At 41.0% G+C, this 23731-nt stretch carries 19 protein-coding genes; 5 read left to right on the plus strand and 14 right to left on the minus strand.

From position 1 onward, the window contains the following. Window positions 1–185: 185 nt before the first annotated feature. From FHS24_RS11215 to FHS24_RS11235, 5 genes are all read right to left on the minus strand, one after another. Complete coding sequence (locus FHS24_RS11215; protein WP_183621211.1) at window positions 186–1523, minus strand: DUF4910 domain-containing protein; 1338 nt, start codon at window positions 1521–1523, stop codon at window positions 186–188. A gap of 340 nt (window positions 1524–1863) precedes the next feature. Next, the gene (locus tag FHS24_RS11220) at window positions 1864–2874 is read right to left on the minus strand and encodes a glycosyltransferase family 2 protein (RefSeq protein ID WP_183621212.1); all 1011 of its coding nucleotides are present in this window, start codon (window positions 2872–2874) and stop codon (window positions 1864–1866) included. A 22-nt stretch (window positions 2875–2896) separates the two neighbouring features. After that, entirely contained in the window at window positions 2897–4696 is a 1800-nt protein-coding gene (locus FHS24_RS11225) for an ABC transporter ATP-binding protein (RefSeq protein ID WP_183621213.1), read from the minus strand. A gap of 182 nt (window positions 4697–4878) precedes the next feature. Next, the gene (locus FHS24_RS11230; RefSeq protein WP_183621214.1) at window positions 4879–7143 is read right to left on the minus strand and encodes a GNVR domain-containing protein; all 2265 of its coding nucleotides are present in this window, start codon (window positions 7141–7143) and stop codon (window positions 4879–4881) included. Window positions 7144–7258: 115 nt separating this feature from the next. Beyond that, window positions 7259–8332 (minus strand): polysaccharide biosynthesis/export family protein, encoded by a 1074-nt coding sequence (locus FHS24_RS11235; protein ID WP_183621215.1) that lies wholly within the window; start codon window positions 8330–8332, stop codon window positions 7259–7261. Window positions 8333–8697: 365 nt separating this feature from the next. Here FHS24_RS11235 and rluB point away from each other — a divergent pair, with 365 nt between their 5' ends. Then, window positions 8698–9633, plus strand: coding sequence for a 23S rRNA pseudouridine(2605) synthase RluB (gene rluB / locus FHS24_RS11240; RefSeq protein ID WP_183621216.1), 936 nt, complete (start codon window positions 8698–8700; stop codon window positions 9631–9633). A gap of 126 nt (window positions 9634–9759) precedes the next feature. Here rluB and FHS24_RS11245 read toward each other — a convergent pair whose 3' ends face one another. The 3 genes from FHS24_RS11245 to FHS24_RS11255 form a co-directional block, all read right to left on the minus strand. After that, window positions 9760–10317 (minus strand): hypothetical protein, encoded by a 558-nt coding sequence (locus FHS24_RS11245; protein ID WP_183621217.1) that lies wholly within the window; start codon window positions 10315–10317, stop codon window positions 9760–9762. A 37-nt stretch (window positions 10318–10354) separates the two neighbouring features. Then, window positions 10355–11050 (minus strand): hypothetical protein, encoded by a 696-nt coding sequence (locus FHS24_RS11250; protein WP_183621218.1) that lies wholly within the window; start codon window positions 11048–11050, stop codon window positions 10355–10357. A 234-nt stretch (window positions 11051–11284) separates the two neighbouring features. Continuing rightward, window positions 11285–12040 carry a hypothetical protein gene (locus FHS24_RS11255; protein WP_227671806.1) on the minus strand — a complete coding sequence of 252 codons (756 nt, stop codon included), beginning with the start codon at window positions 12038–12040 and terminating at the stop codon, window positions 11285–11287. A gap of 209 nt (window positions 12041–12249) precedes the next feature. On the opposite strand from FHS24_RS11255, the gene FHS24_RS11260 reads away from it, so the two are divergent. After that, entirely contained in the window at window positions 12250–12852 is a 603-nt protein-coding gene (locus FHS24_RS11260) for a LysE/ArgO family amino acid transporter (protein ID WP_183621219.1), read from the plus strand. Window positions 12853–13046: 194 nt separating this feature from the next. On the opposite strand, the gene FHS24_RS11265 is transcribed toward FHS24_RS11260, so the two are convergent. From FHS24_RS11265 to FHS24_RS11280, 4 genes are all read right to left on the minus strand, one after another. Continuing rightward, window positions 13047–14429 (minus strand): NAD(P)-binding domain-containing protein, encoded by a 1383-nt coding sequence (locus FHS24_RS11265; RefSeq protein ID WP_183621220.1) that lies wholly within the window; start codon window positions 14427–14429, stop codon window positions 13047–13049. 403 nt (window positions 14430–14832) lie between these two features. Further along, the gene (locus FHS24_RS11270; protein ID WP_183621221.1) at window positions 14833–15474 is read right to left on the minus strand and encodes a MarC family protein; all 642 of its coding nucleotides are present in this window, start codon (window positions 15472–15474) and stop codon (window positions 14833–14835) included. A gap of 249 nt (window positions 15475–15723) precedes the next feature. Then, complete coding sequence (gene nadC, locus FHS24_RS11275) at window positions 15724–16584, minus strand: carboxylating nicotinate-nucleotide diphosphorylase (RefSeq protein WP_183621222.1); 861 nt, start codon at window positions 16582–16584, stop codon at window positions 15724–15726. Between the two features lie 203 nt (window positions 16585–16787). Continuing rightward, entirely contained in the window at window positions 16788–17864 is a 1077-nt protein-coding gene (locus FHS24_RS11280) for an NUDIX hydrolase (protein ID WP_183621223.1), read from the minus strand. Window positions 17865–18218: 354 nt separating this feature from the next. Between FHS24_RS11280 and nadA the strand changes: the two genes are divergently transcribed. The 3 genes from nadA to FHS24_RS11295 all read left to right on the plus strand — a co-directional run bounded on the left by nadA (window position 18219) and on the right by FHS24_RS11295 (window position 22290). Further along, complete coding sequence (nadA, locus tag FHS24_RS11285; RefSeq protein WP_183621224.1) at window positions 18219–19358, plus strand: quinolinate synthase NadA; 1140 nt, start codon at window positions 18219–18221, stop codon at window positions 19356–19358. Window position 19359: 1 nt separating this feature from the next. Further along, entirely contained in the window at window positions 19360–21255 is a 1896-nt protein-coding gene (gene nadB / locus FHS24_RS11290; protein WP_183621225.1) for an L-aspartate oxidase, read from the plus strand. A gap of 123 nt (window positions 21256–21378) precedes the next feature. After that, window positions 21379–22290: a LysO family transporter gene (locus FHS24_RS11295; RefSeq protein ID WP_183621226.1), complete on the plus strand. Its 912-nt coding sequence runs from the start codon at window positions 21379–21381 to the stop codon at window positions 22288–22290. A gap of 36 nt (window positions 22291–22326) precedes the next feature. Here the strand turns inward: FHS24_RS11295 and FHS24_RS11300 are convergent, their stop codons facing one another. Together FHS24_RS11300 and FHS24_RS11305 are read right to left on the minus strand one after the other, a co-directional pair. Next, window positions 22327–23043, minus strand: a complete 717-nt coding sequence (locus FHS24_RS11300) for an OmpA family protein (protein WP_183621227.1) — start codon at window positions 23041–23043, stop codon at window positions 22327–22329. A 72-nt stretch (window positions 23044–23115) separates the two neighbouring features. Next, window positions 23116–23712, minus strand: a complete 597-nt coding sequence (locus FHS24_RS11305) for an OmpA family protein (protein ID WP_183621228.1) — start codon at window positions 23710–23712, stop codon at window positions 23116–23118. Window positions 23713–23731 lie beyond the last annotated feature (19 nt).

Here is a 23731-nt window from a genome sequence, read left to right on the forward strand (position 1 = left end):
TTCATCAAAAAAAGAGCTCTGGCTTAAACATATGATTATTCATACATTTAAACCAAAGCTCTTTATTGATTAGAAGAAATTACAGTTACCTACAGTCAAAACAATTTAGAAAAAATAGTTTATAAGAGATATAGGTCACAATGTTCAATGTGGAAAAGCAAGCAGATTAGTAATTAATATAAAGGTCAAATTAGCAATTTTGAATATTCACAACTATCGGCATGATCTGAAACCAAATTAACACTTATCAATAAATCTTCAGCTTTCAGCTTATTTATAGTATCTTGCAACGCCCATAATGGGGCGTTTATTTTTTCTGCTATTTCTAGATTTGTACTTACTCCATCACAGTAAGCCAGAAAATTCATCATATTTTTGACAACTAAGCTACTGTTTTTGGTACCGATTGTGGGATGTAGACCTCTCTTGCCAAGTTGTGGTTCGCATAAAAATTTTGTTGCAAGTACTTCATTAGCTTCAAGACATTCAATCGTTTTTTTTAGCACTTCATAACTACCAAGCAGCCCAGTAGCAGTGACCAGCTCCAAGTCATCTAAAGAGGTGTGATACTCTGGATAGCATCCATACTTTGTCCTCATGATTGAGCATACAGGCAGATCTATACCCTTGCTACAGTACTGTCTCTCATCACTTCCTCTGTCTAAAAAGGAATAACTGACAAACTCTGGATGAGTGTGGGTTAAAACATGTTTTGCCACTTTGTCTGCTAACGTGTCACCGGTTTTGGAAGGCAAATATGAGTAAGCCCTATCATCGCCTACACAGGTAATATTAAAGCCAGCAATGATGTTTTGTTTCATCGCTTCATGATGACGACTGAGGTAGGTGATTGAGCCAATAGTTTCAGGGATGATAATAATACGATAAGTATATTTTCTAGATGGCAAGCTTAAAAGCCACTTTGCCAAAAATACCGTTACCACTGGTCCTGATAGCTCATTGTTTGCCATTGAGGGATGACACAAATAGGTTGACAAAAAGATCTCTTCTTCCGTTTCACCTGGAATGATCAATTCTCCGTAGGTTAAGCTTCCATCCCGTAAATCACTGTCTATATATACTTGATAAGTACCTGGTTTGAGCGTGTCCCTCTCTTGTTGAGTGATACAAAAACCCCATCTTTCTTGGTAGTATGAGGTTATATACGGTATCGCATTCGGTTGCTCTGGCAATGAGTATAGATGCTTCTGCAATTCTTCAAGCGATATTTCTTGATTTACGGGTATAGAGTAGCCAACCACATGAAGGTTAGATACTTGAAAGTCACATATCTTTTTGCCATCCGGAGTAATGATATAGGCGTCTCTAATATTCCACTCTTTTGGGACTTCCCAATCGAAGCATTTGGTACCAGTTGCTACCTCAAACATATTCAAATCATTCAATTGCATATCATTTTTTAGTATCTTTAAGGATTCTCGAAAGCCTGCGCCAGTTATGCTACGACATATCGGAAAAAGCTTTTCACAAAGCTTGTGCATTGCCATACCAATATCTTCCATTACTTGGTTCTCCTTTAACCTAATTAAGAATATCCCTTATTTTATTCGATCTTGAAACCGCTGAAATAAAATACCTCACTCATAGTACATGAATGCTTAATCACTAGAATTATGCTGCAAAGTACTTTTTTAAAAAAATATATCCTATATTACGAATATATCTTAGCATAATGCTTATAAGGTAATTTACTTAATCCTTTTTATGTTTACAGTTTGTTTTTTACAGAAGATGAATGGCTATTACATTAGGAGTCAGGAATATAAAGGTTTAGTAGATATCTATAGTCAGTTCAAAATAAAAGCGATACGATTGTAGTAGAGTAAATAGCTTTATATCAGTTTATAAATCCCATTCTTTTTTTCTTATCTCCTCAAAGTAAGCCGTGTGATCACCTGTTAGCATAAAAGACATAAACCATTGTGCACGGAAATACAGTTTATACTGATAGTCCTTTTCATTAATAACATGAAAAGGGCTTAGGCTTATATTGAATTGCTTAGCCAATCTGCGATATTCGCTCATAATTTGCCAAATAGTTACCCACCCTTTATTAGGTATCATACTAAAGAACATCTCAGCACTGTCTATCAAGTACAGCTGAATAAAACGTTGCTTTATAATATCGATTTCCATATCAGTTTTCGCAAGTGCCAAACTTTCTCTCAATCCACAAATTGATGTATAAAGACGATCAAGTGATTTTAGAGTTATCTCACCTCTAGTAATAGAAGCGAATTCTTGATGATACAAATAGCCAATAATGTCTGTTTTTAAAAAACTCGTGACGAGAAGCGGGAGGGTAAATGCCAACGGGATGTCTTCGTAATAGCAGTACTCAGGATAATAAACCTGGTTTTCGATTAAAAACTTTCGTCTAAAAGCTTTGCACGTTTGAGGCATAAACCTACTTAAAAGTATATGAGTAACCTCTTGTCTATCTCTATAGCTGCCTGCCACCACGCCCATTCTATTCATAGGAATACTGTCTGAGCTTATGACATTGAAATCGATAAAATCATAATGATTGGCGCAGTTCTGCTTTATGAATGCCAATGCCTCGGTCGTTATATCATCGTCAGAGTCGACGAACCAAACATATTCACCTTTGGCGAGCTTCAACCCCGTGTTCCTAGCACCACCAGGACCTTTGTTTTTTTGTTTTATTGCGATTATATTAGCCTGTGGCAAGCTATCTCTAAAATCTGTAAGTAAACGATAAGTCTCGTCAGTTGAGCCGTCATCAACTAAAATAACCTCGAGATCGCTCGACGTTATTTCTGCTACATGTTTAAGAAGTCTCTTGCATTTATGTGCCGAATTGAAAAACGGGATAATTAAACTTAAGTACATATCAGAGCTCCCGTCAGTAACGCTAAGCGTATTTAGCCATTTCTTTGAACTTGACATTACGTACTACAAGTTCCTGATAGGTCCCATAATCAATTATTTTGCCGTATTCCATAAAGTAGATAAGATCACACTTCTCTACCGTTTTTAGACGATGCGCAATCATAATAATAGTTTTTTGACCACTAAACTCATGGATAGCGTCCATGACTATCTTTTCAGTAATACCATCTAATGCACTGGTTGCTTCGTCGAATACCAGCACTTCGGCCTCGTGATAAAGTGCGCGCGCAATGCCAATACGTTGACGCTGACCACCTGAGAGCTGTACGCCGCGCTCACCGACTTTGGTATTGACACCGTCTGGCAGTTGCTCAACCAACTCTGTCAGACTGGCTAAATTTAACGCTTTATTAACTTGTTTTAGGCTGATGTCTTTCGCCGGGATACCAAAGGCTATATTTTCAGCGATGCTTCCTCCACTCAGAAAAATACTTTGTGGTACAAATCCCAATAGATCTTGCCAAGCGCGTTTATTATCTACAGTGATGCGAACGTCATCGACATATATACCGCCTTGTTGCGGCATTAACAAACCAAGCAGCAGATCTATCAAAGTTGATTTGCCAGAACCTGATGAACCAACCAGACCAATCACACTATTGACAGGGATACTCATATTGACGCCTTCCACAGCCGGTCTATCTTTACCAGGATAGCTAAACTCTATATCGCTAAGCTTAATGCTTTTTTTTAGCTCAATTGGTGTGGATATGACGGTATCACTACTAGTTTTTCGAATATCAAATGATTTTTCTAAATCATCTTTGACTGCTTCAAACGCAGCAGTATTCCCTTTAATTTGAGATAGACTAGAATATATTTGTTGTAGAGCTGGCAACAACTTAAATGCCGCCAGAGCATAAACTGCTAAAATTGGCAAGACCTCTCCTAGATTACCAGAATGTACCTTAATCAATACCAATACTAATAAAATCATCGCACCAAAGGCTATAAGCTCTATAAAATATCGTGGTACTTGGCTAATAGCTACATTGGTACCTTGAGCACGAGCGAATACTTTACCGCTATCATGAAACCGAGTGATAAAATCATGGCTACGATTTAGCAGTAAGACGTCTTTAATACCGCCAAACCCTTCGTTCATGAGTCTAAAACGTTGAGTCGACACTTCAGACAGCTGTTGACCGTTACTTTCTAATTTTTGTCGCACCAATCTATATAGTACTAAGTACGCTAACGAAAATATGAATAATCCCAGTATCGCGATAACCGGATCATAAATCACAATACTGATAGATATAAATAGTGCCAACACTAGCTTTGAATTCATTTGCATTAGTGGCTGGACAATTTGCGAACTTATCCTTGCCGCCTCTGTAGATACCTGCTTAGTCAGCTGTGCACTACTACCGCTGGCATGGAACTGCCAGCTTTGCTGCATATAGTAAGTATAGAGACGATCCGCAATCTCAGTACCGATCCGCGCGCCAAAAATTGATAATCTCCAAGTTGTAAACATAGAAATGACAGTGGAAAAAGTCAACATGACTAGGACTATCACACCAGTATAAAACAAGAAATCCATTGGGTTATTCAGACCAGACATCTTATACAACTGTGCAAAAACGCCATTAGTCTCTAGTATGCTAATATCACCAACTAAAGCCATAAAAGGGGCTATAGAAGCAATCCCTAATAGCTCTGCAAACGCCATAATAACAACCAGCAATTGCAATATATAAAACTGTTTTAACTGTTTATCGGTCAGCAGAGCAAAAAGCTGTTTGATTACTTTCAACATAACCTACCCAACTATATTACGTTTAATATAAAAAGATACAGCGGGACTGGGATCAATTTTTTTGTAACCTCTGTCAGCTTAGGCACAGCTCACTAGAAACATTTATACAGTTCCGCCTCATAACGTCACGTCTCTATTTTGTTTAGTATCAACTATCATATTGGTTTAATACCTGCATCATATTACCGATTGCCGGCATAGGCGTAGCGATGATTATAGTTATATTTACTCATAAGACCTTGCCTTACATCGTTGAGAATAATGCCATCTACTTGGATATTAGATTCATGCATTTGCTTAACGGCATAGATTAACTGTTTTTCCATTGAATCATCATATCTGGTTACCATGAGTACTTTGTCTGCATGCTGAGCTAATACCATTGCATCTGAAGCGGCCAATAATGGTGCTGAATCGATTATAATATAGTCGTACTGAGACTTTAATCCTGTTAACAGAGCATCAAATTTTTCGCTAATTAGTAGCGATTCAGGATCATTTGGATGCTTTCCACGTGGCATAAAGTCAATATTCTCTATACCACTAGTATGAATAAAGTTCCCTATACTAGAATCAGAAACATCATTCACTATTTGAATATCGGCGCTCTTGCTAGGTTGGTTAAGTTGCAAACTGCTATCGTCTGGCGACAGATAATCTGCTAAGCCATCATATTGACTCATACCAAAAACCTTGTGCAGCTCACCCATCCGCATATCCGCATCTATGAGCAAAACTTTTTTGTTCAGCTGAGCAAAGACTTCTGCCAAGTTAACAGAGATAAACGACTTGCCAACGTCTGGGCTTTCACCAGTTAACAAAAGCACCTTTGCCTTTTGGTTGCCTGCAATCACCGTTGGGATACTCAATATAAGTCTAGTTCGAAGACTTTTAATCGCTTCATAACTCAAGCTACTGTTATCAACATGAGCCAGCATACGAGGGGCTGATTTTTTGTTAGTACTTAATCGTGATAATACAGCGGAGCGTGGAATTGTGGCGATGACCGGCACTCCTGTCTTAGACTCAATACGTTCAGGGTCTTTAACGACATTTCTAAGCATATGCATAATGAATACTAATAGAGCACCTAGCAGAGCACCTGCTAGGGTGGCTAAAGTCATTATTAATTGTTTTTTAGGGGTAATTATTCTATTGGTATTGATAGGCAAATCAATGATACGGGCAGCGCTGACCTCACCTGCTTTGACAATTTTTAGCTGCTCATAATTTTTAAGGATAGTGAGATAAATCTCTCTATCGATGTTTACATCCTCAGAGAGTGTCAAAAACTCTCTCTGTACTTCTGGTAGAGCACTGATGGTATTGTCGATTTGCTGCTTTCTAGCATTCAATACGCTAAGTTGTTCGTTTATCTGAATGACCAAAGGATGCTCATTGGTATAGTAAGTAGTTAGATCTGCTTTTTTTAGCTTAAGCTCACTAATTTGTGTATCAATTCCAGCATTTTCACTAAGCAATATTGACGCTTCTTGTGCTACATCAATGGTGCCAGAATTCTCACGAAATTTATTAAATATTGCTTCTGATTCTTTGAGTTTTTGTTTTAAGGCTGGAATTTGTTTTTTCATAAACTCAATAGTCTTGATAGTTTGTTCCGAGCTGTGTGTTTGGTCCTGTGCACTATAAGACAGTACAATATGTTCTAATATTAGGCTGACTTGCTTTTGGTCTAGACCTGACAAAGACAGCTCGATCATACCGGTCTTAGTGCCTTCCTCCACTACTGACAAAGCACTATTGATAGAGTCTGTGGTGATTTGCAGTGATTGCTTAGTAATATCAATAGGATGTTCACCAGCAGGTAGCTCATTGACCATAATGTCAATGAGACCACTCTTACCTGTGAAACGATGGGCTTTGTTCAACTGTCCCTTAAATCTCTCACTGCCACTACTCAAAACAAAGCCTGTGTTAGTTCTTAATAAAGTAAAGGCTTTATCTAAATAGTCTTCTGACACATTAAACTGACTCACTTGTACTCGACCATCACTAGTCTCGAGTACAACACCATCAGCAGTATTCATTTGCACGTTCGTTTGGTTGTTTTTTATTCTATCTATCTTACTAACTATGGGATCATTCAATCTAATACCCAAATGAAGCAAATCCACCACTGGCTCTAAGACCATACGAGATCTTATAAGCTTAATCTGCGCTTGCATTGAACTATCATCAGGTGGCAATAGCTCTGCTATATTCGACCCTAGACCTGATAAGTTTTGGGAGGTTTCATCAATTTGAATCAGTGCATCTGATTTAAAAGTAGGATTTTCATAGCGAACATACAACATCCCTATTATTAAACCCAAAATTGCAAACAGAGCAATGATTTTCCAGCCGCGTAGTAATACTAAAAGCAGACCCAGTAGATCATTATCTTTGTCAGTATTGTGTCTAGATAAATCCTTTGAATTGTTATCCATAACATTGTTATCCATAACCATGTCTTCATCAGTTAGTGTTAGTCACTCAGCTTATTTTTTTAGTCCATTATTCAAGGCTCGCGGTGATATTATCAAACGCCATAACTGCTATCGCTTAAAAGTCTGAGAGTGATCTGATCGCAGAAGTTGACGGCAGTAGCGCGCTAATAACACGGTTCCAACGAGTTAAGCCCGTAGGGTCAACGTAAAGAATGTCATTAGCCTGCATCTCAAAGCGATTTGCCAATGCTAAGCCGGTAATAGTCTGCATATCGGCATAATAGATATTGGTATAGTTATACTTTGAATTATCACGGACAATATATACTTTGGCAGCATTGGCTGTGCTCGCATTTAAGCCACTTGATTCACCCAGTACATGCGCTAAGCTAAGCCCCTGCTCAGGTATAGCGACTGGTTCGATTCGACCAAATTCTCCCAAAACATAGACTTTATTACGGCTTTGACTATTGACATGGATTGAATCTCCATCTTGTACATAGATTTGGTTGGCAGATAGCCCCATCTGCCTTAATGACTGCAATCCTAAGTTATAATTTTTACCTCGGCGATTTAATACAATATTATTTGAATCGCCTGTCGTAGTGGCACCCCCTGCCATGGACAAAGCACCATATAAAGTGACCGGTGCATCAGTAATAGGAAACTCGCCAGACTTAGTGACTTCTCCGTCGATAAAGAATTTGCTACCCAGATAGTTGGTTATTCTGACTTGCGGGTCTGAGTATTTGAGATAGCGTTGCAACCTACTTTGTAATACTGCAGTGAACTGCGGCACACTCATGCCACTCGCTTTCAGGCGGCCTATCAATGGAAACTGAATAAAGCCTTGCTGATCTACAGTCAGACTTGATGTTGATGCAGTGATATTTGGATAGTCAGTGAGCACTATACTCATGACGTCTCCAGCTTCAATACGATAACCTATTGGTCTTGAAGCTTTGACCAAGTTATATAGCTCATTATCGAATACCGGAGCTTGCTTAGCGGGTAAGGTGGTTACGTCTAATGGCTGAACATTGAAGGTAATACCATTTTCTGCCACAAAGGCACCACTGGGCGGTAACTCACCTGCTTGAAGGCCAGAATTAATGCTAGAGCACCCTGAAGCTAGGCTAATCATGAGTAGACACGCTACACTTAATAACTTTGATGAATTGAATAACATAGAAAAACCTTTATAAATCATAGATATAAGTAGCGCCTACTGATTGAACCAATTAAGACAACTATATTAAAGAGCTACATTAGCCACAGAAAAACAAAGCCATAATAACATAGGTGGTTAAATATTGAATAATAATGCGCTATTTTCGGCGAAAATTACTTAAGAATAACAATCAGCTTATATTTGCGTTCGTCAAATATGGAAATCTTGATTAAACTCATAACTATCTAATAAATCATGGATTATTACAAATAACCTTAGCCTTAAAAAATTTCTCTTGAACATAGCTTTGATAAATAGCGTATAATAATCAGTCCAAAATTATACATTGAGAAATGTAAATCCACCGACTCAAGGATACAGTTATGAAAGATGAAAAACTCCAAAAAGCCCTCGCCCGTATGGGACTTGGCTCACGCCGTCAGATGGAAGAAGTGATCAAGGCAGGTCGCGTAACCGTTAATAATGGCCCAGCGACTATCGGCGACCGTGTTGAACAAGGTGATGAGATTCGTGTTGATGGTCGTCAGATCAAATATACTGCTGAAAATGAAAAGCGTCGGCGCGTTTTAGCGTATTACAAGCCTGAAGGCGAAGTATGTTCTGCCAATGATCCAGAAGGTCGTCCAACAGTCTTTGAGCGGTTGCCAAAGCTGACTCATGACCGTTGGGTAATGGTTGGTCGCTTGGATATTAACTCGACTGGTCTGTTATTGTTTACCAATGATGGCGAAATGGCGCATCGCTTGATGCATCCGTCTAGCGAAGTGACACGTGAATATGCCGTGCGCGTATTAGGTGAAGTGACACCAGATATCGCTCGTACGCTAACGTCTGGCGTCATGTTAGAAGACGGTATGGCACAGTTTGAAGATATCAAAGAAGGCGGCGGTGAAGGCGTCAATAAGTGGTATCACGTCAGGCTAAAAGAAGGTCGTAACCGCGAAGTACGCCGTTTGTTTGAATCACAAGGTCTTAAAGTGAGCCGTCTGCTGCGTACACGTTACGGTACGATTGTCTTACCAAAAGAGCTACGTACTGGGCGTTTCTTAGAGCTTGATAAAAAAGATATCAATACCTTAACGGATTTAGTGAGCTTACGCCCACGTCATGGTACGGGTCTACATGGCGCAGCGAAAGAGAAGCAAGAACGTATCAAAAATAAGCCGCTTAAAGCGCGTCGTACGGACACTCGTGGTGATAATCGTAATAGCGCCAGTAGTAGCGCTAAACCAAAAAGTAGCGGTAGTCCTGCTAGTCGCGGTACGCGTAATACCCGTGACCGTAACAACGAGCGTTAATCGGATTAATTTAACCTTACTTTGAATCTTTTATAAATTTGAAGTAGTTAATAAAAAAAGCGGTCAATGATTCATTCATTGACCGCTTTTTTATGCGTTTCCTGAATAACGTTGCTAACTGAAAGCTTAGCTATCATGGCTATTAATATAGCTCTTCATGATTCGTAATTCCTGCAACTGCTGAACCTCTATTTGCTTTAATAGTTCATCTAGACGATGCTCTATATTATTTAATACATCTTGTAATAACTCACTGGCTTCAGCTTTTTTTTGCTGATTTACCTCATTATTACTTCTATTTATGTTCACTAGCTGATAATGATTGGCTAGCATTTCAGGCAATCGAGTATGTAGTATCTTATTTAACACAAACTGCTGTTCTGTGACCGCAGGCGTTTTATTCTGAGCTTGCAATGTTTTTTGATAAGATTGATAGCTGCTGACCTTTTCATCGATACGTTGTAATTGACGTATTTGGTTATCTGGCAAAACTTTCAAGTGCTTTTTATTTAAAGTTAGCTGCTGCCAATTAACAGCAGATAGAGCCAATGGCGTATTATTATCTTGATATGCAAGTACGCCTGGAGTAATGCCGGCCATTTTATGCAATGCGTGCCAGCCCTTTCTACCGAAATAAATGGTAGTGACTGTCGTCACAATGCCAACCCCTACTAAAACACTCATATACGCCTAACCTTTTTTAGCTCATACGATTGGGTAATTATAGTTTAATATCTTTAGCATTCGTATTCGCGCTTTTGCCACTTGCATCAGTTGGAATTTCAAGGGCCTCGATTTCTATATTACTATGATTAATAATGGTACTATCGGCATTATTATTAATCCCCTGAATATCCGCATTAATGGCAGGATTGTTAAAACGTTTTTGTAGGTATCGATTGGTCGCAAGTAGCTTTTGCCCATCTTGATGATAAGAGGCATTAAGCAAGTCATCAAACTGGGTATTAATGGTGCTCAATACATCTAACAATGCCTCTTTACCAGTGACATTAGAGTGCTTGATTTTAGTGTTATCGGCAAGCGCGCCATCCCCCACATCTAAATCATGCAAGCGGCGATAGTCTGCTACGGCAAGTGGCACATGCCTATCCATTAAGTTTTGAATCATGACGTAGGTTTCGTTGACGGTGTCTTTATCATCGATTTTGCCGTCATTATTGGTATCACCATAAATGACACGCAGCTTTTCGCCTTTTTCATTGATTTGATCGAGCGCTGTCTTAACGTCAATCGGCAAGCTTTTTTCAGGAATATAGCCTAACTGCGGCATCGCTTTATACTCAAGCATTTTGGGGGCCGTCACTTTTTTGATACCACGATATCCTAGGTACAACCCAGTGGCTGGCAGCATGCCATATAAAACAAACATTACGAACATCGCAGTCAATTGGGTCATTAGATTATCCTTATTGCTTAGCAGAGTTGTTTGGCAAATTTCTTATGATTCTAAATAGCTTATTATTCTAAATAAGATAGATAGTTATCATTAAACAAAAAAATAAGGCTCTATAAAAGCCCTATATTGTTATACATTGAATCGATTGTGTTTAATCATGCTGATTTATAATACTTTCATGATAGCAATTCAAAGTCCATAAGTTAAAACCTAAGATTAGAAGAGAAGCAAGCACTAGCTCTGGGTTCGGCTTTTTACATAGCGGTGCGTTGAAGCCAGTTTATTCATCACCGTTTGGTGTAGCTCATCTAGCAATTCATCAAGCTCATAATCAATCTCTAAAAACAAATCGGTCAACATATCGCCTGCAGTCATTTTGCCTTGTACCATATTATTTTTGGTACGATGCGGACTAAATCGTTGCAGCTGCTCATAGTGATGTAGCGCTTCTGGAATACTTTCAGATATTAGCTTATCAATGACGAATTGGCGCTCATTATGTTGCTGTTGTTGCTCAGCATTAAGCTCGCTACTCCACTCACGGTAGCGCTTTAATTTACCATTAATTCGGTCTAGTATCGCAACGGCCTCAATAGGCATAGCATTTAGGGTGGCTTCATCGACCACATCAACAAGCTCAGTCATAATCGGACAGCGTCCATGTTTGAGATACCATAACGTATCAGGGTCAAAAGGAGGGCGATTGGTTGGGCGCATCTGAGCACGATTGGCTAAATAGCGATCAGTCAATGGCGTTGCCGAGCGGATATCATTTACTTGTGCTAATGCATCGCAAATACGATCGGCACGCTCAGGCGGCGTAAGCGTAGAACGTTGGCTGCTCGCTTGAGTCTGCTCATTATCGGCTGCTTTATCATTAGACGTACTATCACCACTACTTGCCATCTTCTGAGCATTTTTAGCCGCAAGTGTTGGCAGGTCTTGAGCTTGCCCAAATGACTGTAGCATTCTTGTCAAACTTACGACCATGACCGCTTCTGCCCCTCTTCCAGTGCATTCATATTTTGCTCGTACTACGTTTATTCATATTGCATCGATTTATTCAATAGCGTATCTTAACAGCTTTTTACGGCGCTGCCAGTAAGCAAAATGTCAAGATTCTCACTTTGCAACCTCTCAAATCATGTGAAAGACAAAGCGCTTAAAATATCAAACCTTAAAATCATAAGCGCACTATTATGAATGCTCCCGACTATATTTCTGGCTTCTTACTTGGGCTATCGCTCATCATTGCAATCGGCTCACAAAATGCCTTTGTCCTCAAACAAGGACTGAAACGCGAACACATATTTTTCGTCTGCTTATTTTGCGCGGTCAGTGATGCGATTTTAATCTCTGCTGGTGTCGGTGGTTTTGGCGCAGTAACAGCACGTTATCCGCAAGTCGTAGACATTGCCAAATTTGCAGGCGTGGTATTTTTACTTGGCTATGGATTGCAAAGCTTATATGCCAGTGTACGCGTATCGCATGCGCTTACCGTTGAGGGGCAAGTCGTCACCAGTTTAAAAAAAGCGCTGTTATTATGCTTTGGCTTTACTTGGCTCAATCCGCACGTCTATCTAGATACATTGGTGCTCGTCGGCATGGTTTCAACAGGGGCAACTAGCAAAGTCGTATTTGCAGCTGGTGCAGTAAGCGCCTCGTTCTTTTTCTTCTTTGCACTTGGTTATGGTGCACGATTACTTCGACCCTTATTTGCCAAACCAAAAGCGTGGAATATACTCGATGCCTTGGTCGGTATCTTAATGCTGTATTTGGCTTGGCATCTATATCAAAGTTAATTGAGACCAAACCCAAAAAATACAATTAGTGCTATCAAGCTCGCCTAGTCTACTCAATCTAGTACACGATTTTAGAAGCATTTATAGATTTGAATTACAACAATAGACAGAGCGATAACCACATCTTATAAAACAAAAAAACCAAACACATTACGTGTTTGGTTTTTTATTACTTTGAAACTAATGAATTTTTATTAAGATGCTTTTTTGCGCTTTTTAGGTTTAACAAAGGTTAAGTTTAAAAAGTGCTCTAGCGAATCATCAAGAATATCTAACCATGGCTCTGGTAGCTCAGGAGATAGCGTTCCAGTTAAAGTAGAACGATAGGCCTTTTCTCTAAAGGTCATGATGTTCTCAGCTTTATCCTTTTGCCATTCTTTTAAAATCTCGCCCTGCTCTTCTACCGCAAACTCTGGGTAATCGGTGCCATTGGTCAAGTCACGGATATAAGCAGCCTGAAAATCAATAGAATCACTGACCGTCACGCACTTAGCATAAGTCGCCAACCACTTTTGCTCATCTGCTTCACGAGTCGCCAAATCAGGCAATTCGATATCGCCCAGCATCACATCACGTGCGTACCACGCTTGCGCATCAAACATATTAAAGGTGAAGTACTGATCTTGCATACCCAAATAAATCAGCTTTGGATTCGGCTGCCAAAAAATACCTTTATATAAGTTGGCTGGGTATAAGCAGTTGTGCGTCTGCAAACGCAGCTCATCTGGCATGAATGGAAAATGGAACAAGTAACCGGTACACATAATGATAGCGTCAAAGCTTTGGCTCGTACCATCAGCAAAATGTGCCACATCATCTTCAAAATGCGTTACTAATGGCACTTCTTTAATACCATCAGGCCAGTCATAACCTAGCGCTTGTGTGCGATAGCTAATGGTGACTGATTTGGTGCCATACTTGTAGCACTGCGTGCCAATGTCTTCGGCAGAGTAACTGCTACCGATAAGTAAGATATCTTCGTCTTTAAATTCTAACGCGTCACGGAAATCATGCGCGTGTAGGATACGACCGGGGAACGCTTCTAAACCTTCAAAGTATGGCATGTTTGGTGTGGAAAAATGACCGGTCGCAACCACGACATAATCAAACTCTTCCACTTCTTGCTCATCGGTTTTGTGATTCATTACCGTCACAGTGAATTTTTGCGTTTCATCATCAAATGACACCCAACGTACTGGGCACTCAAAACGGATGTATTTTTGAATATCTTGCTTATCGATACGACCCATGATGTAGTCTTTTAAGACTTCACGTGGTGGATATGATGGGATGGGTTCACCAAAATGCTCATCGAACGAATAATCGGCGAACTCTAAGCACTCTTTAGGGCCATTTGACCATAAATAGCGATACATACTACCGTGGACAGGCTCACCGTTTCTATCTAAACCTGTGCGCCAGCTGTAATTCCACATACCGCCGATAGCGTTTTGCTTTTCATAACAAACTATCTCAGGCAAGTTCTTTGCCCCAGCTAAACGAGCTGCTTCAAAAGCGCGCAATTGCGCCAAACCACTTGGACCTGCACCTAAAATAGCAATCCTTTTCTTACTCAAAACTAACTCCTATGAAATTATCGTACTCCTATTATAACATAATTTCATGATTCAAGTTTTTTGGCGCTACCTTTGGTAATTGATCGTGGATAGTAAAATCATAGGTTAATTTTAAAACTCACTTAAGAGGTAACTTTTTTAGAGGCAGTCTTTTAGAAAGTAGACATGAGATTTTTGATGAATGCCATCTTTTTGCGAGTGCTAGGCTGGTTTAATACTACTTAAGGTATTATTACGATAATAGAATAAAGGCAATAACTTTCTATATTGCCTAAAAAATGAACGTCTTAAGTTGAGAGGTTTGAACTTGAGGACTTAAACCGAGAAGCCTAAAAAGCGGTTACATGGCTTGTGAGAGCCAGTGTTAAAAAGCGAGATAAGATTAATGAACACTTAGAATTAATCACACTAAATCAGGGAATAAGGTGCGTAAACCATTAACGATAATTTCGATAGCAACTGCCGCGAGTAACATACCCATGATTCGGCTCATGATGTTTAGCCCAGTATCACCCAATAAACGACTGATACGACCTGCCGCCATCAAAGCTAAATAACAGAATAAACTGATAAACAATCCCGCAATCAAAATAGCCGAGACTTGCAAAATACCGGAGACTTGCGAGGAGTAAATAATTACTGTTGAGATACCACCAGGTCCAATCATCATTGGAATGGCTATAGGCACAACCGCTGCAGCCATCGTTGGCGGTGCACCGTGCAGATGATCAACATCGAAGTTTTCTTGATCAGGTTTAACAGGATTGCCTTCACCATTCATCATGTTTAAGGCAATTAAAAATACTAAAATACCACCTGCCAATTGGAACGAGCCAATCGAGATACCCAAAGCTTTTAGTAACGTTTCACCTACTATGGTAAAGAAACTAATGGTGATAAAAATGGTTAAACATGCTACGCGTGCTACTTTACGGCGATTATTCATCGAATAACCGCGAGTTGAATCCAAAAATAACGTCAATGCGCCAAAGGGATTAATCAATACCAAAAAAGCTAATATTATCTTGATGATTTCAGTATTCACTAAGCGCTCGCTTATCTATTGGGCAAATCAGGTAAAAAATAAGGTAGTCGTGCGCGTGTACGATGACCTTATAGTCAGTAGCAGCGGCATTGTAGCATAGCCAGATAAGCCAATTAAATCATTAACTTTGCTTAATTCCCACGCCTTACCAAATCCATAGGAGATCCATACAAATCTGCCCTTTTAATAGACTGTTAATCCGAGATTTAACCCATAAAAGCGAATATAAACTCAGACTAAGCACTGACGTTAGGCGCTAAAATCAAGACCGATATCTAGCGCAGTCGTGCTATGAGTCAAGTAACCCATGGCAATAAAATCAACACCGGTCTCAGCTACCGCTTGCACAGTTTCAGGGGTGATACCACCTGATGCCTCAGTTTTGGCACGACCTTTACACATGGCGACGGCTTTAGATAATATCTCAGGTGACATATTATCTAACAGCACCAAGCTCACGCCAGCATCTAAGGCTTGCTCTAACTGCGCTAACGTATCGACTTCCACCTCTATCGGAATCAGGTGACCGGCAAAGTCTTGCGCTTGCTGAATAGCGGTTTTTATATTACCTGCAATGGCAATGTGATTGTCTTTGATTAAAATCGCATCGTCTAACCCTAAACGATGATTGCGCCCGCCGCCGCAGCGTACCGCGTATTTTTGTACGATACGCAACCCAGGAATGGTTTTACGCGTACAGGTAATTTGTGCCGGATACTTTGCCACACTGTCAACAATCTGTCGAGTCGCCGTCGCAATACCACTAAGATGAGTCAGAAAGTTTAGAGCGGTACGTTCTGCTGTTAATAGATGACGCGCATTGCCGCTGACAATCGCTAATACTGTATCCGCTGCAACCGTTTCGCCATCAACAACCTGAGCAACAAACTCTATCTGCGCATCTACTAAAGCAAAAGACAGTCTTGCTAAATCCATCCCGCAAATCACACCTGCTTGACGCGCTTTGATTTGTAGTTGCGCTTGCATATCCGCTGGGATAGTTGCTTGCGACGTCACATCACCACGTCTACCCAAATCCTCAGTTAAAGCGGCTTCCACTAAAGGTTTAAGTAATACCTCATCCAAGGCTGGCTCTTGTTCAACTATCATATTTTACCCTTATTTTTACGTGTTGGCTTTTACATGTTATTTGCGCGCGATTGATACGAGCTTTATTTTATTAAACTCAAAATGAGCATAAATATAACGTAAAGCATCTAGCCTCGCAAGAAAAGGGCGTAATTTTATTTATTTAATAATTTATATTTAAGGCGTATGAGAGATAATTGATGCAGATATTTATACTATCGGCACTATTTTCGTTTGGGCAACTTACTGTCCATCAGCAAGCTTTGTAGCTCAATGTCATGACGAAAGCGATAGAGTTTGGCAGGGCGACCGCGCTGGGCAGTGTTGCTTTGTCCCGTTTCCATTACGAGGTTTTGTGAGTCTAGCAAACGACGGAAGTTTTGCTTGTGCAAGCGTACTCCTGACAATGCCTCAACGCTTTGCTGTAATTGCGATAAGGTAAAAACATCTGGCATCAAACCAAATATAAGCGGTCGATATTCAATCTTGGCACGCAGACGTGAAATAGCGGTAGCAATCACGCGGCGATGATCATAATACATGGGCACACCTATCAGCTGCGACCAATTTTCAGGTAAAGAACTGGCTTGGGCACTGATTTGAGTGTTGGCTGAATAACTGGGTGGATAGGTCGGCGCTTCAGGGATCAGTCCTGCTTCATATAGCATCTCATAGCGTAGCAGTACGTGTTCGGCAACCCACTCTCGATTGTCCTGATTATCATCACTAGCTGTATCAATGCTAGCATCTCTATTTTCGCAATTTCCAAAATCATTGCCCGCTAAGAACGCTTCATTTAATCCCCAGCATAAGCCAATGCGCTGACGACGACGCTGCTGAACGATGGCATCTTTTGTATAATTCGCCCACTCTAATAGTGCCGGCACAATAAAATCCATGATAATACTGGGCCTACCCTCTAAGTGATTTTCCCAAGGAAAATAATCATACCAATCTCGCCATAGCGCTTGGCTTTGTAACTGCTGCGTTTGCGTCTCTTGCACCAATCCCAAATAGCTGACATAGACCAACGCATGGCCATCGTCATTGCGTCTATTGGTATCGACAAAGGTATATAGCTGCTCTAAATAACCAAGCGGCTGCTGAGTCTGTTCTTCAACCCACTGGCGCACGCCAGCTTGCAACGAGCGGTGCAATGGCATCAGGGGTCCATTGGGCAATAGCTTACCTTGATCGACGGTTAAGACCCGAGCGGTATGCTCAGTAATCGCCACCAACACGGCGACCACTTCTGTGGTGCCACTACCCTGTTGATGTGCATGTGAGTAAGACAACGTCATGGCTTTAGTAAATATCCTTTATCTTGAAGAGTGCAGTGAAAAAGCTGCATATTCTGACTTTTATAACACGGCTAATTATAGCGTGAATCTAAAACTATCATAGTCTGCCGTTGTAAATATACCAATGGCAGTGTAATAAAAACTAAAAGATAAACGCGAGAACAATAATATAAGAAACGGCGCTATTTGGAAAAAACCCACAGACACTTAGTTCAATCTTTAAGTTAACTATAAAAAATACTTGTATTTATACTCAAAATGAGCATAATTAAAACACTTTATTCATTCACCCTGTTTAACAGTCTTATTTCTAACGACACCTCATTTGTCGTTAATGCACTAAAGGTTACACTTATGAAGACTTATCCCTATGACGCGCCCATCATGAGCAATGACAATCGCATTGCGACTCAAATGAACATCGAATATGCCAAAGCTAAAATACCTGCAGACCTGCCGCGTGCGGAACGTCTCGCAGTTGAAGATAATATTAAGCAGCTATTAAAAGATAATAATGCCGTATTAGTTGCCCATTACTACGTCGACCCTTTTATCCAAGACTTAGCATTAGCAACGGGTGGCTGTGTTGGTGACTCATTAGAGATGGCACGCTTTGGGCAAGCGCATAGTGCGCAAACCTTAGTCGTCGCTGGCGTACGCTTTATGGGTGAATCGGCAAAAATATTAAGTATGGAAAAGACAGTACTCATGCCAGACTTGGAAGCTGAGTGTTCGCTTGATTTAGGCTGCCCTGCTGATGAGTTTTCCGCATTTTGTGATGCCCATCCTGAGCGTACCGTGGTGGTTTATGCCAACACTAGTGCTGCGGTCAAAGCTCGTGCTGATTGGGTTGTGACCTCTTCCGTTGGTATCGATATCGTGCGTCATCTGCATGCGCAAGGCGAGCCTATCATTTGGGGCCCTGACCGTCATTTGGGTAAATACATCGCGCAAGAGACTGGCGCCGATATGCTGCTTTGGCAAGGGTCTTGCTTGGTTCATAACGAGTTTAAAGCAACTGAGCTGCTGCAATTAAAAGAAGAGCATCCAAACGCTAAAGTATTGGTACATCCTGAGTCGCCTGATAGCGTAGTCGCGCTTGCCGACGTGGTTGGCTCGACCAGTAAGCTGTTGCAATCGACTTATGAGATGGATGCCGATACCTTTATCGTTGCCACAGATTTAGGTATCTTGCACGAGATGCAAAAGCGTTCGCCACACAAACGTTTCTTAGCTGCCCCGACCGCTGGTGAGAGCGCCAGTTGTAAAAGTTGTGCATTTTGCCCTTGGATGGCGATGAATGGCCTAAAAGGGATTGAGCAATGTCTGTCTCAGCGTAGCGGTGAAGTGCTCATGGCGCCTGAGCTCGCAGCAGCAGCTAGAAAACCATTACAACGCATGCTTGATTTTGCTGAAGCGCAAAAGCAACGGGTGACCGCGAGCGGTGACATTGTTAAAGACCGAGAATTATTTGCCAATGTTGGAGCAGCCTAATATGAGCGAGGCCTGGTCAGCGGATAAGGTAACTTCAAATAATGCTGAGGATACTGTCCAGACAGACGTCCTTATCATTGGTGCTGGTCTTGCAGGACTAAGCACTGCTCTCGCTTTGCCAACATCGCTAAGTGTGACAGTACTAAGTAAAGCAGCAATGGACGTTTGCTCAAGCCATTATGCCCAAGGCGGAATTGCAGCCAGCTTAGATAAGAATGACCGTGTCGCTGATCATATCGCTGATACGCTAGTCGCTGGTGCAGGATTATGTGAGACTGATAATACCACTAATATCCTCAGCGCTGGACAGCAAGCCGTACAGTGGCTGTGTGAGCAAGGCGTACCTTTTACTCGGATTCCGCAACAAGAAAGCCAGCCATATAATAATGTAAATCCTTTAGCGGCATTACAGACTAGCAATTTGCATCTGACCAAAGAAGGCGGCCATGGGTGCCGACGGGTGGCGCATGCTGATGATGCAACCGGTCGACATATTATGGAAGCATTGACTCTAAAAGCACAAGCTGCATCCAATATTACTATCTTGCCCTACTATGAAGCACTGAACCTTTTAAAAAACAGCGATAGCCAATGCCACGGTGCGCTTGTTTTTGACTATCACAATCAACGTAAGCTCAACTTTCATAGTCGCGCCGTCGTATTGGCAAGTGGCGGTTTAGGACAGTTATTTAAGCGTGCCAGTGCGCCGAATGTCTGTGTCGGCGATGGTGTGATGATGGCATGGCAAGCGGGTTGCCGCTTAGCCAATTTAGAGTTTATTCAATTTCACCCGACCGGCTTAGCCTTAGATGACAGTAGCTTTCTAATATCCGAAGCACTGCGCGGTGAAGGTGGACGGTTGTATTGTCCGCAAACGGGCAAGCGTTTTATGCTCGATGTTGATAAGCGTGCAGAACTGGCACCGCGCGATATCGTTGCCCGAGCGATTGCTGAGCAAATTAACAGAAATGGACTTGGTTACGTCAATCTTGATGTCAGTCACTTACCAGCGGAATTTTTGCAAGGGCATTTTCCGCAGATTTATCAAACACTATCAGACTTCGGTATCGATATTACTACTGACCCTATTCCAGTTGCCCCTACTGCTCATTATAGCTGTGGCGGTGTAGTGACATCTGCTAACGGTTTGACCGATGTAGCAGGGCTTTATGCTGCTGGCGAAGTCGCTTATACAGGTCTACATGGTGCAAATCGCTTAGCGAGTAATTCACTTTTGGAGTGCGTGGTCATTGGGCGCAATATTGCTACAGACTTACCGAGCTATTTAGCAGCAATAGAAAATTTAGAAACAACTTCACTTCATGCTAATGTAAATTATTTAATTCAAGATATTTGGATAGCGCCAACGCTTAAAGATAGTCAGCGCATTACTTTGCCATCGTCTGTTGAGTATGAAAGTAATTGTAATGACAATCACAACGTCAATATGAATGTTGATATCAATGGAATAACCGCAGAATTAAAAGCTTTGATGACCTCTCATATGGGCATTACCCGTGATGCTCAGCAGTTAGAACAAGCGCTTTTACAAATAAAACAATGGCAACAACAACTTAACGGCTACGACTCTAATCAACTAGATATCGACAATAAAAACAATGCTATTATTTTGAATGAGCTACCCTACTTTCAATTAGCAAGACAATTACAATTAGCAACTTTGATTATTCAATCTGCTTACCAGCGCCATGAGAGCCGCGGTGGACATTACCGAAAAGACTATCCTAACTTAGCAAGCACACCTCGAACGAGCGTTATTGAGCCTCTCTTAAAGCAATCAAATGAGCAGAATCTTTGCATAGATCAATCTGTGGAACAGAGTCAAAGCCACCTTTCTTTAATTAACAAAGATGATGCATTGGCAGTTGGCTGCTAATCCGCAATAAACTGGCGCATTCATGTCGAATTTTGCTTGGGGATTGTCCGTATTGATAGCCTGATATGATACAATCTCCAGCTTCCTAAAAACGCCTTGTTACAAAATGACGAGCCTGCTGACATGCAAAGCCTGATTACCCTTGTTTTGGTATTAATGCCAATGTTTATTGGTTTTGCCATCCCCTCCAATCCCAAAATGACCAAGCTTGCTGATAAAGGCTTGTCTTACTTGGTCTTTGTTATCTTAGCCCTTATCGGTATTGAGCTATCACAAGTCGAAGGGCTGGGCAGTCAGATAGGTGAAATCGCACTTTATGTCACGATATTGTCTATATTGACAATTGGCACTGGCTTGTTTGCCCTGATGTTATTCGATCATCTGCGTCCATGGCACGCCAAAAAGCCCAGCGTTAAATCCAAAGAGCATCGTGTCAGTATTCGTGGCAGCTTGGCGCAAGTAATTTGTGTGGTGATTGGCATGGTAATCGGCTATTTCTTACCAGCTGATTATATGCCGCCTGAAAACACCATGACCGCAATGCTGATGGTATTAATCTTACTGGTCGGCATTGGGTTAAAAGGCTCAGGCATTACCCTTAAAGAGGTACTACTCAATAAACGTGGCGTTGAGATGAGTATTATCTTTACGCTATCGATATTGGTTGGCGGGCTTATTTTTGCGCTGATGTTCACCGATGTGTCATGGACGAAAGGCTTGGCACTGGCATCTGGGTTTGGTTGGTATTCGCTATCAGCGATTATCATGACTGATGCTTATGGCGCCGTTTGGGGCAGTGTGGCGCTATTTAACGACTTAATACGTGAGTTCTTTGCGCTATTATTTATTCCCGTCTTTATGCGTAAATATCCATCAGCAGCGGTAGGACTTGGCGGCGCGACCAGTTTAGACTTTACCCTGCCTATTATTCAACAATCTGGCGGCTTAAAAGTCGTACCACTAGCGATTAGTTTTGGCTTTATTATTAATATCGTCTCGCCAGTGCTGATGGTGTTGTTTTCGTCGTTGGGGTAAGTATAAGTTTTAAAGATTGATGAAAATCAGTCGTTATTATTCAAACCGCTCACAATGCTTGGCGTACTCACCGTATCTTCTTATAGAAGACACATATTCGAGATTCTCTAAGTCATACACTTCACTACTTGCCATTAAAGTTGCGCGGCGTTGTTTTGCCTCAAGACCTTTCAGATTAAGCGCTCTAAAACTAGGGTTTATATAATCGGTATCTTTAACCAATAATTTATTTGAACACTCATAAGTACGGATACGCTTAGCATCGATATTATGTTGCAATACTAAATTAGTCTTAATAATTAGCGCGAGATTGCGTGATAAAGAATCGAAACCAAAAGTCACTAAAGCATCTTCATCTATTTCATTTGTAGCTGCATGACCAAAAATAAAAACACTGGCTTCTGGATACTCATTGATTTTTTCTGCCATTTTTGTGACTTCTGAATCATAAATAGCAGGTAATTGAATACTCATCGATGGAAAAAATCCACTAAACTCCATTTCCAGTGCTTCGCCTCCCTCAATTATTATTTCACAGCCTTTAGCATCAACCACTACGTAAGGTCGCGTTTCAGGACACTCATCTATAGTATCAGGCACACCATCGCCATCTGAATCTATCTCTGCTTGCATTGTACTGATATTTTCATGTTGAGGTATATCCTTAGACGGCGCAGTTGTAGTGGTTTGACACGCTGATAACGCTAAAGAACTACAAAAAACAGTGCTGGCTAGATAGAAATTTAGTTTCATATCGAATTGGAGTACTTATTCCAATTAGACTTTATGAGTTGCCTCGAATCGTTTTAATAATAGAGTTGTTTTTTATTCCTGAGGTTCAGACGCAATCGCATATACGCGCCGGTTCAACATATTGCCCTCTTCACTATCAGACGGCGCAATCGGTCTTCTTGCACCATACTCAGTCGCCGTGATGCGCTCAGAGGCAATGTTATATTTCGATATTAAATAATTTTTAACCTTATTCGCTCTGTCTTGCGCCAAGGCATTCGCTTCGTGTATAGAGGCGCTATCGACTTCGGTTCTTGAATTATGACCTTCAATCAATATGGTAGCGGTTTTATACTCTTGCAATTTCATTCCTACCTTATCAAGCTCGGCTTGATACTTTGGCGACAGCTCACTGCTATATTTATCAAAAAAGGCACGATACTCCATTTTTAAACCAACCCCAGGCATCGTAAAAGGGCAGCCTCTGTCATCTACTACTACGTTTTCTGGCGTATTCGGGCACTGATCTAACTTATCAGGAACGCTATCGCCGTCGCTATCCGAATTAATCACAACCATTGGCATATTGATAGTTTGACTTGCTTGATTAGATAAATCAGCCGTTTGACAACCTGTCAGCGCTAATACACCTATCATCATCGGCGCTATTGTCCATAATTTAACGTTCATATTTTACTCTTCCTTAAGT

The organism is Psychrobacter luti, assembly GCF_014192115.1.
Lineage (GTDB): Bacteria > Pseudomonadota > Gammaproteobacteria > Pseudomonadales > Moraxellaceae > Psychrobacter > Psychrobacter luti.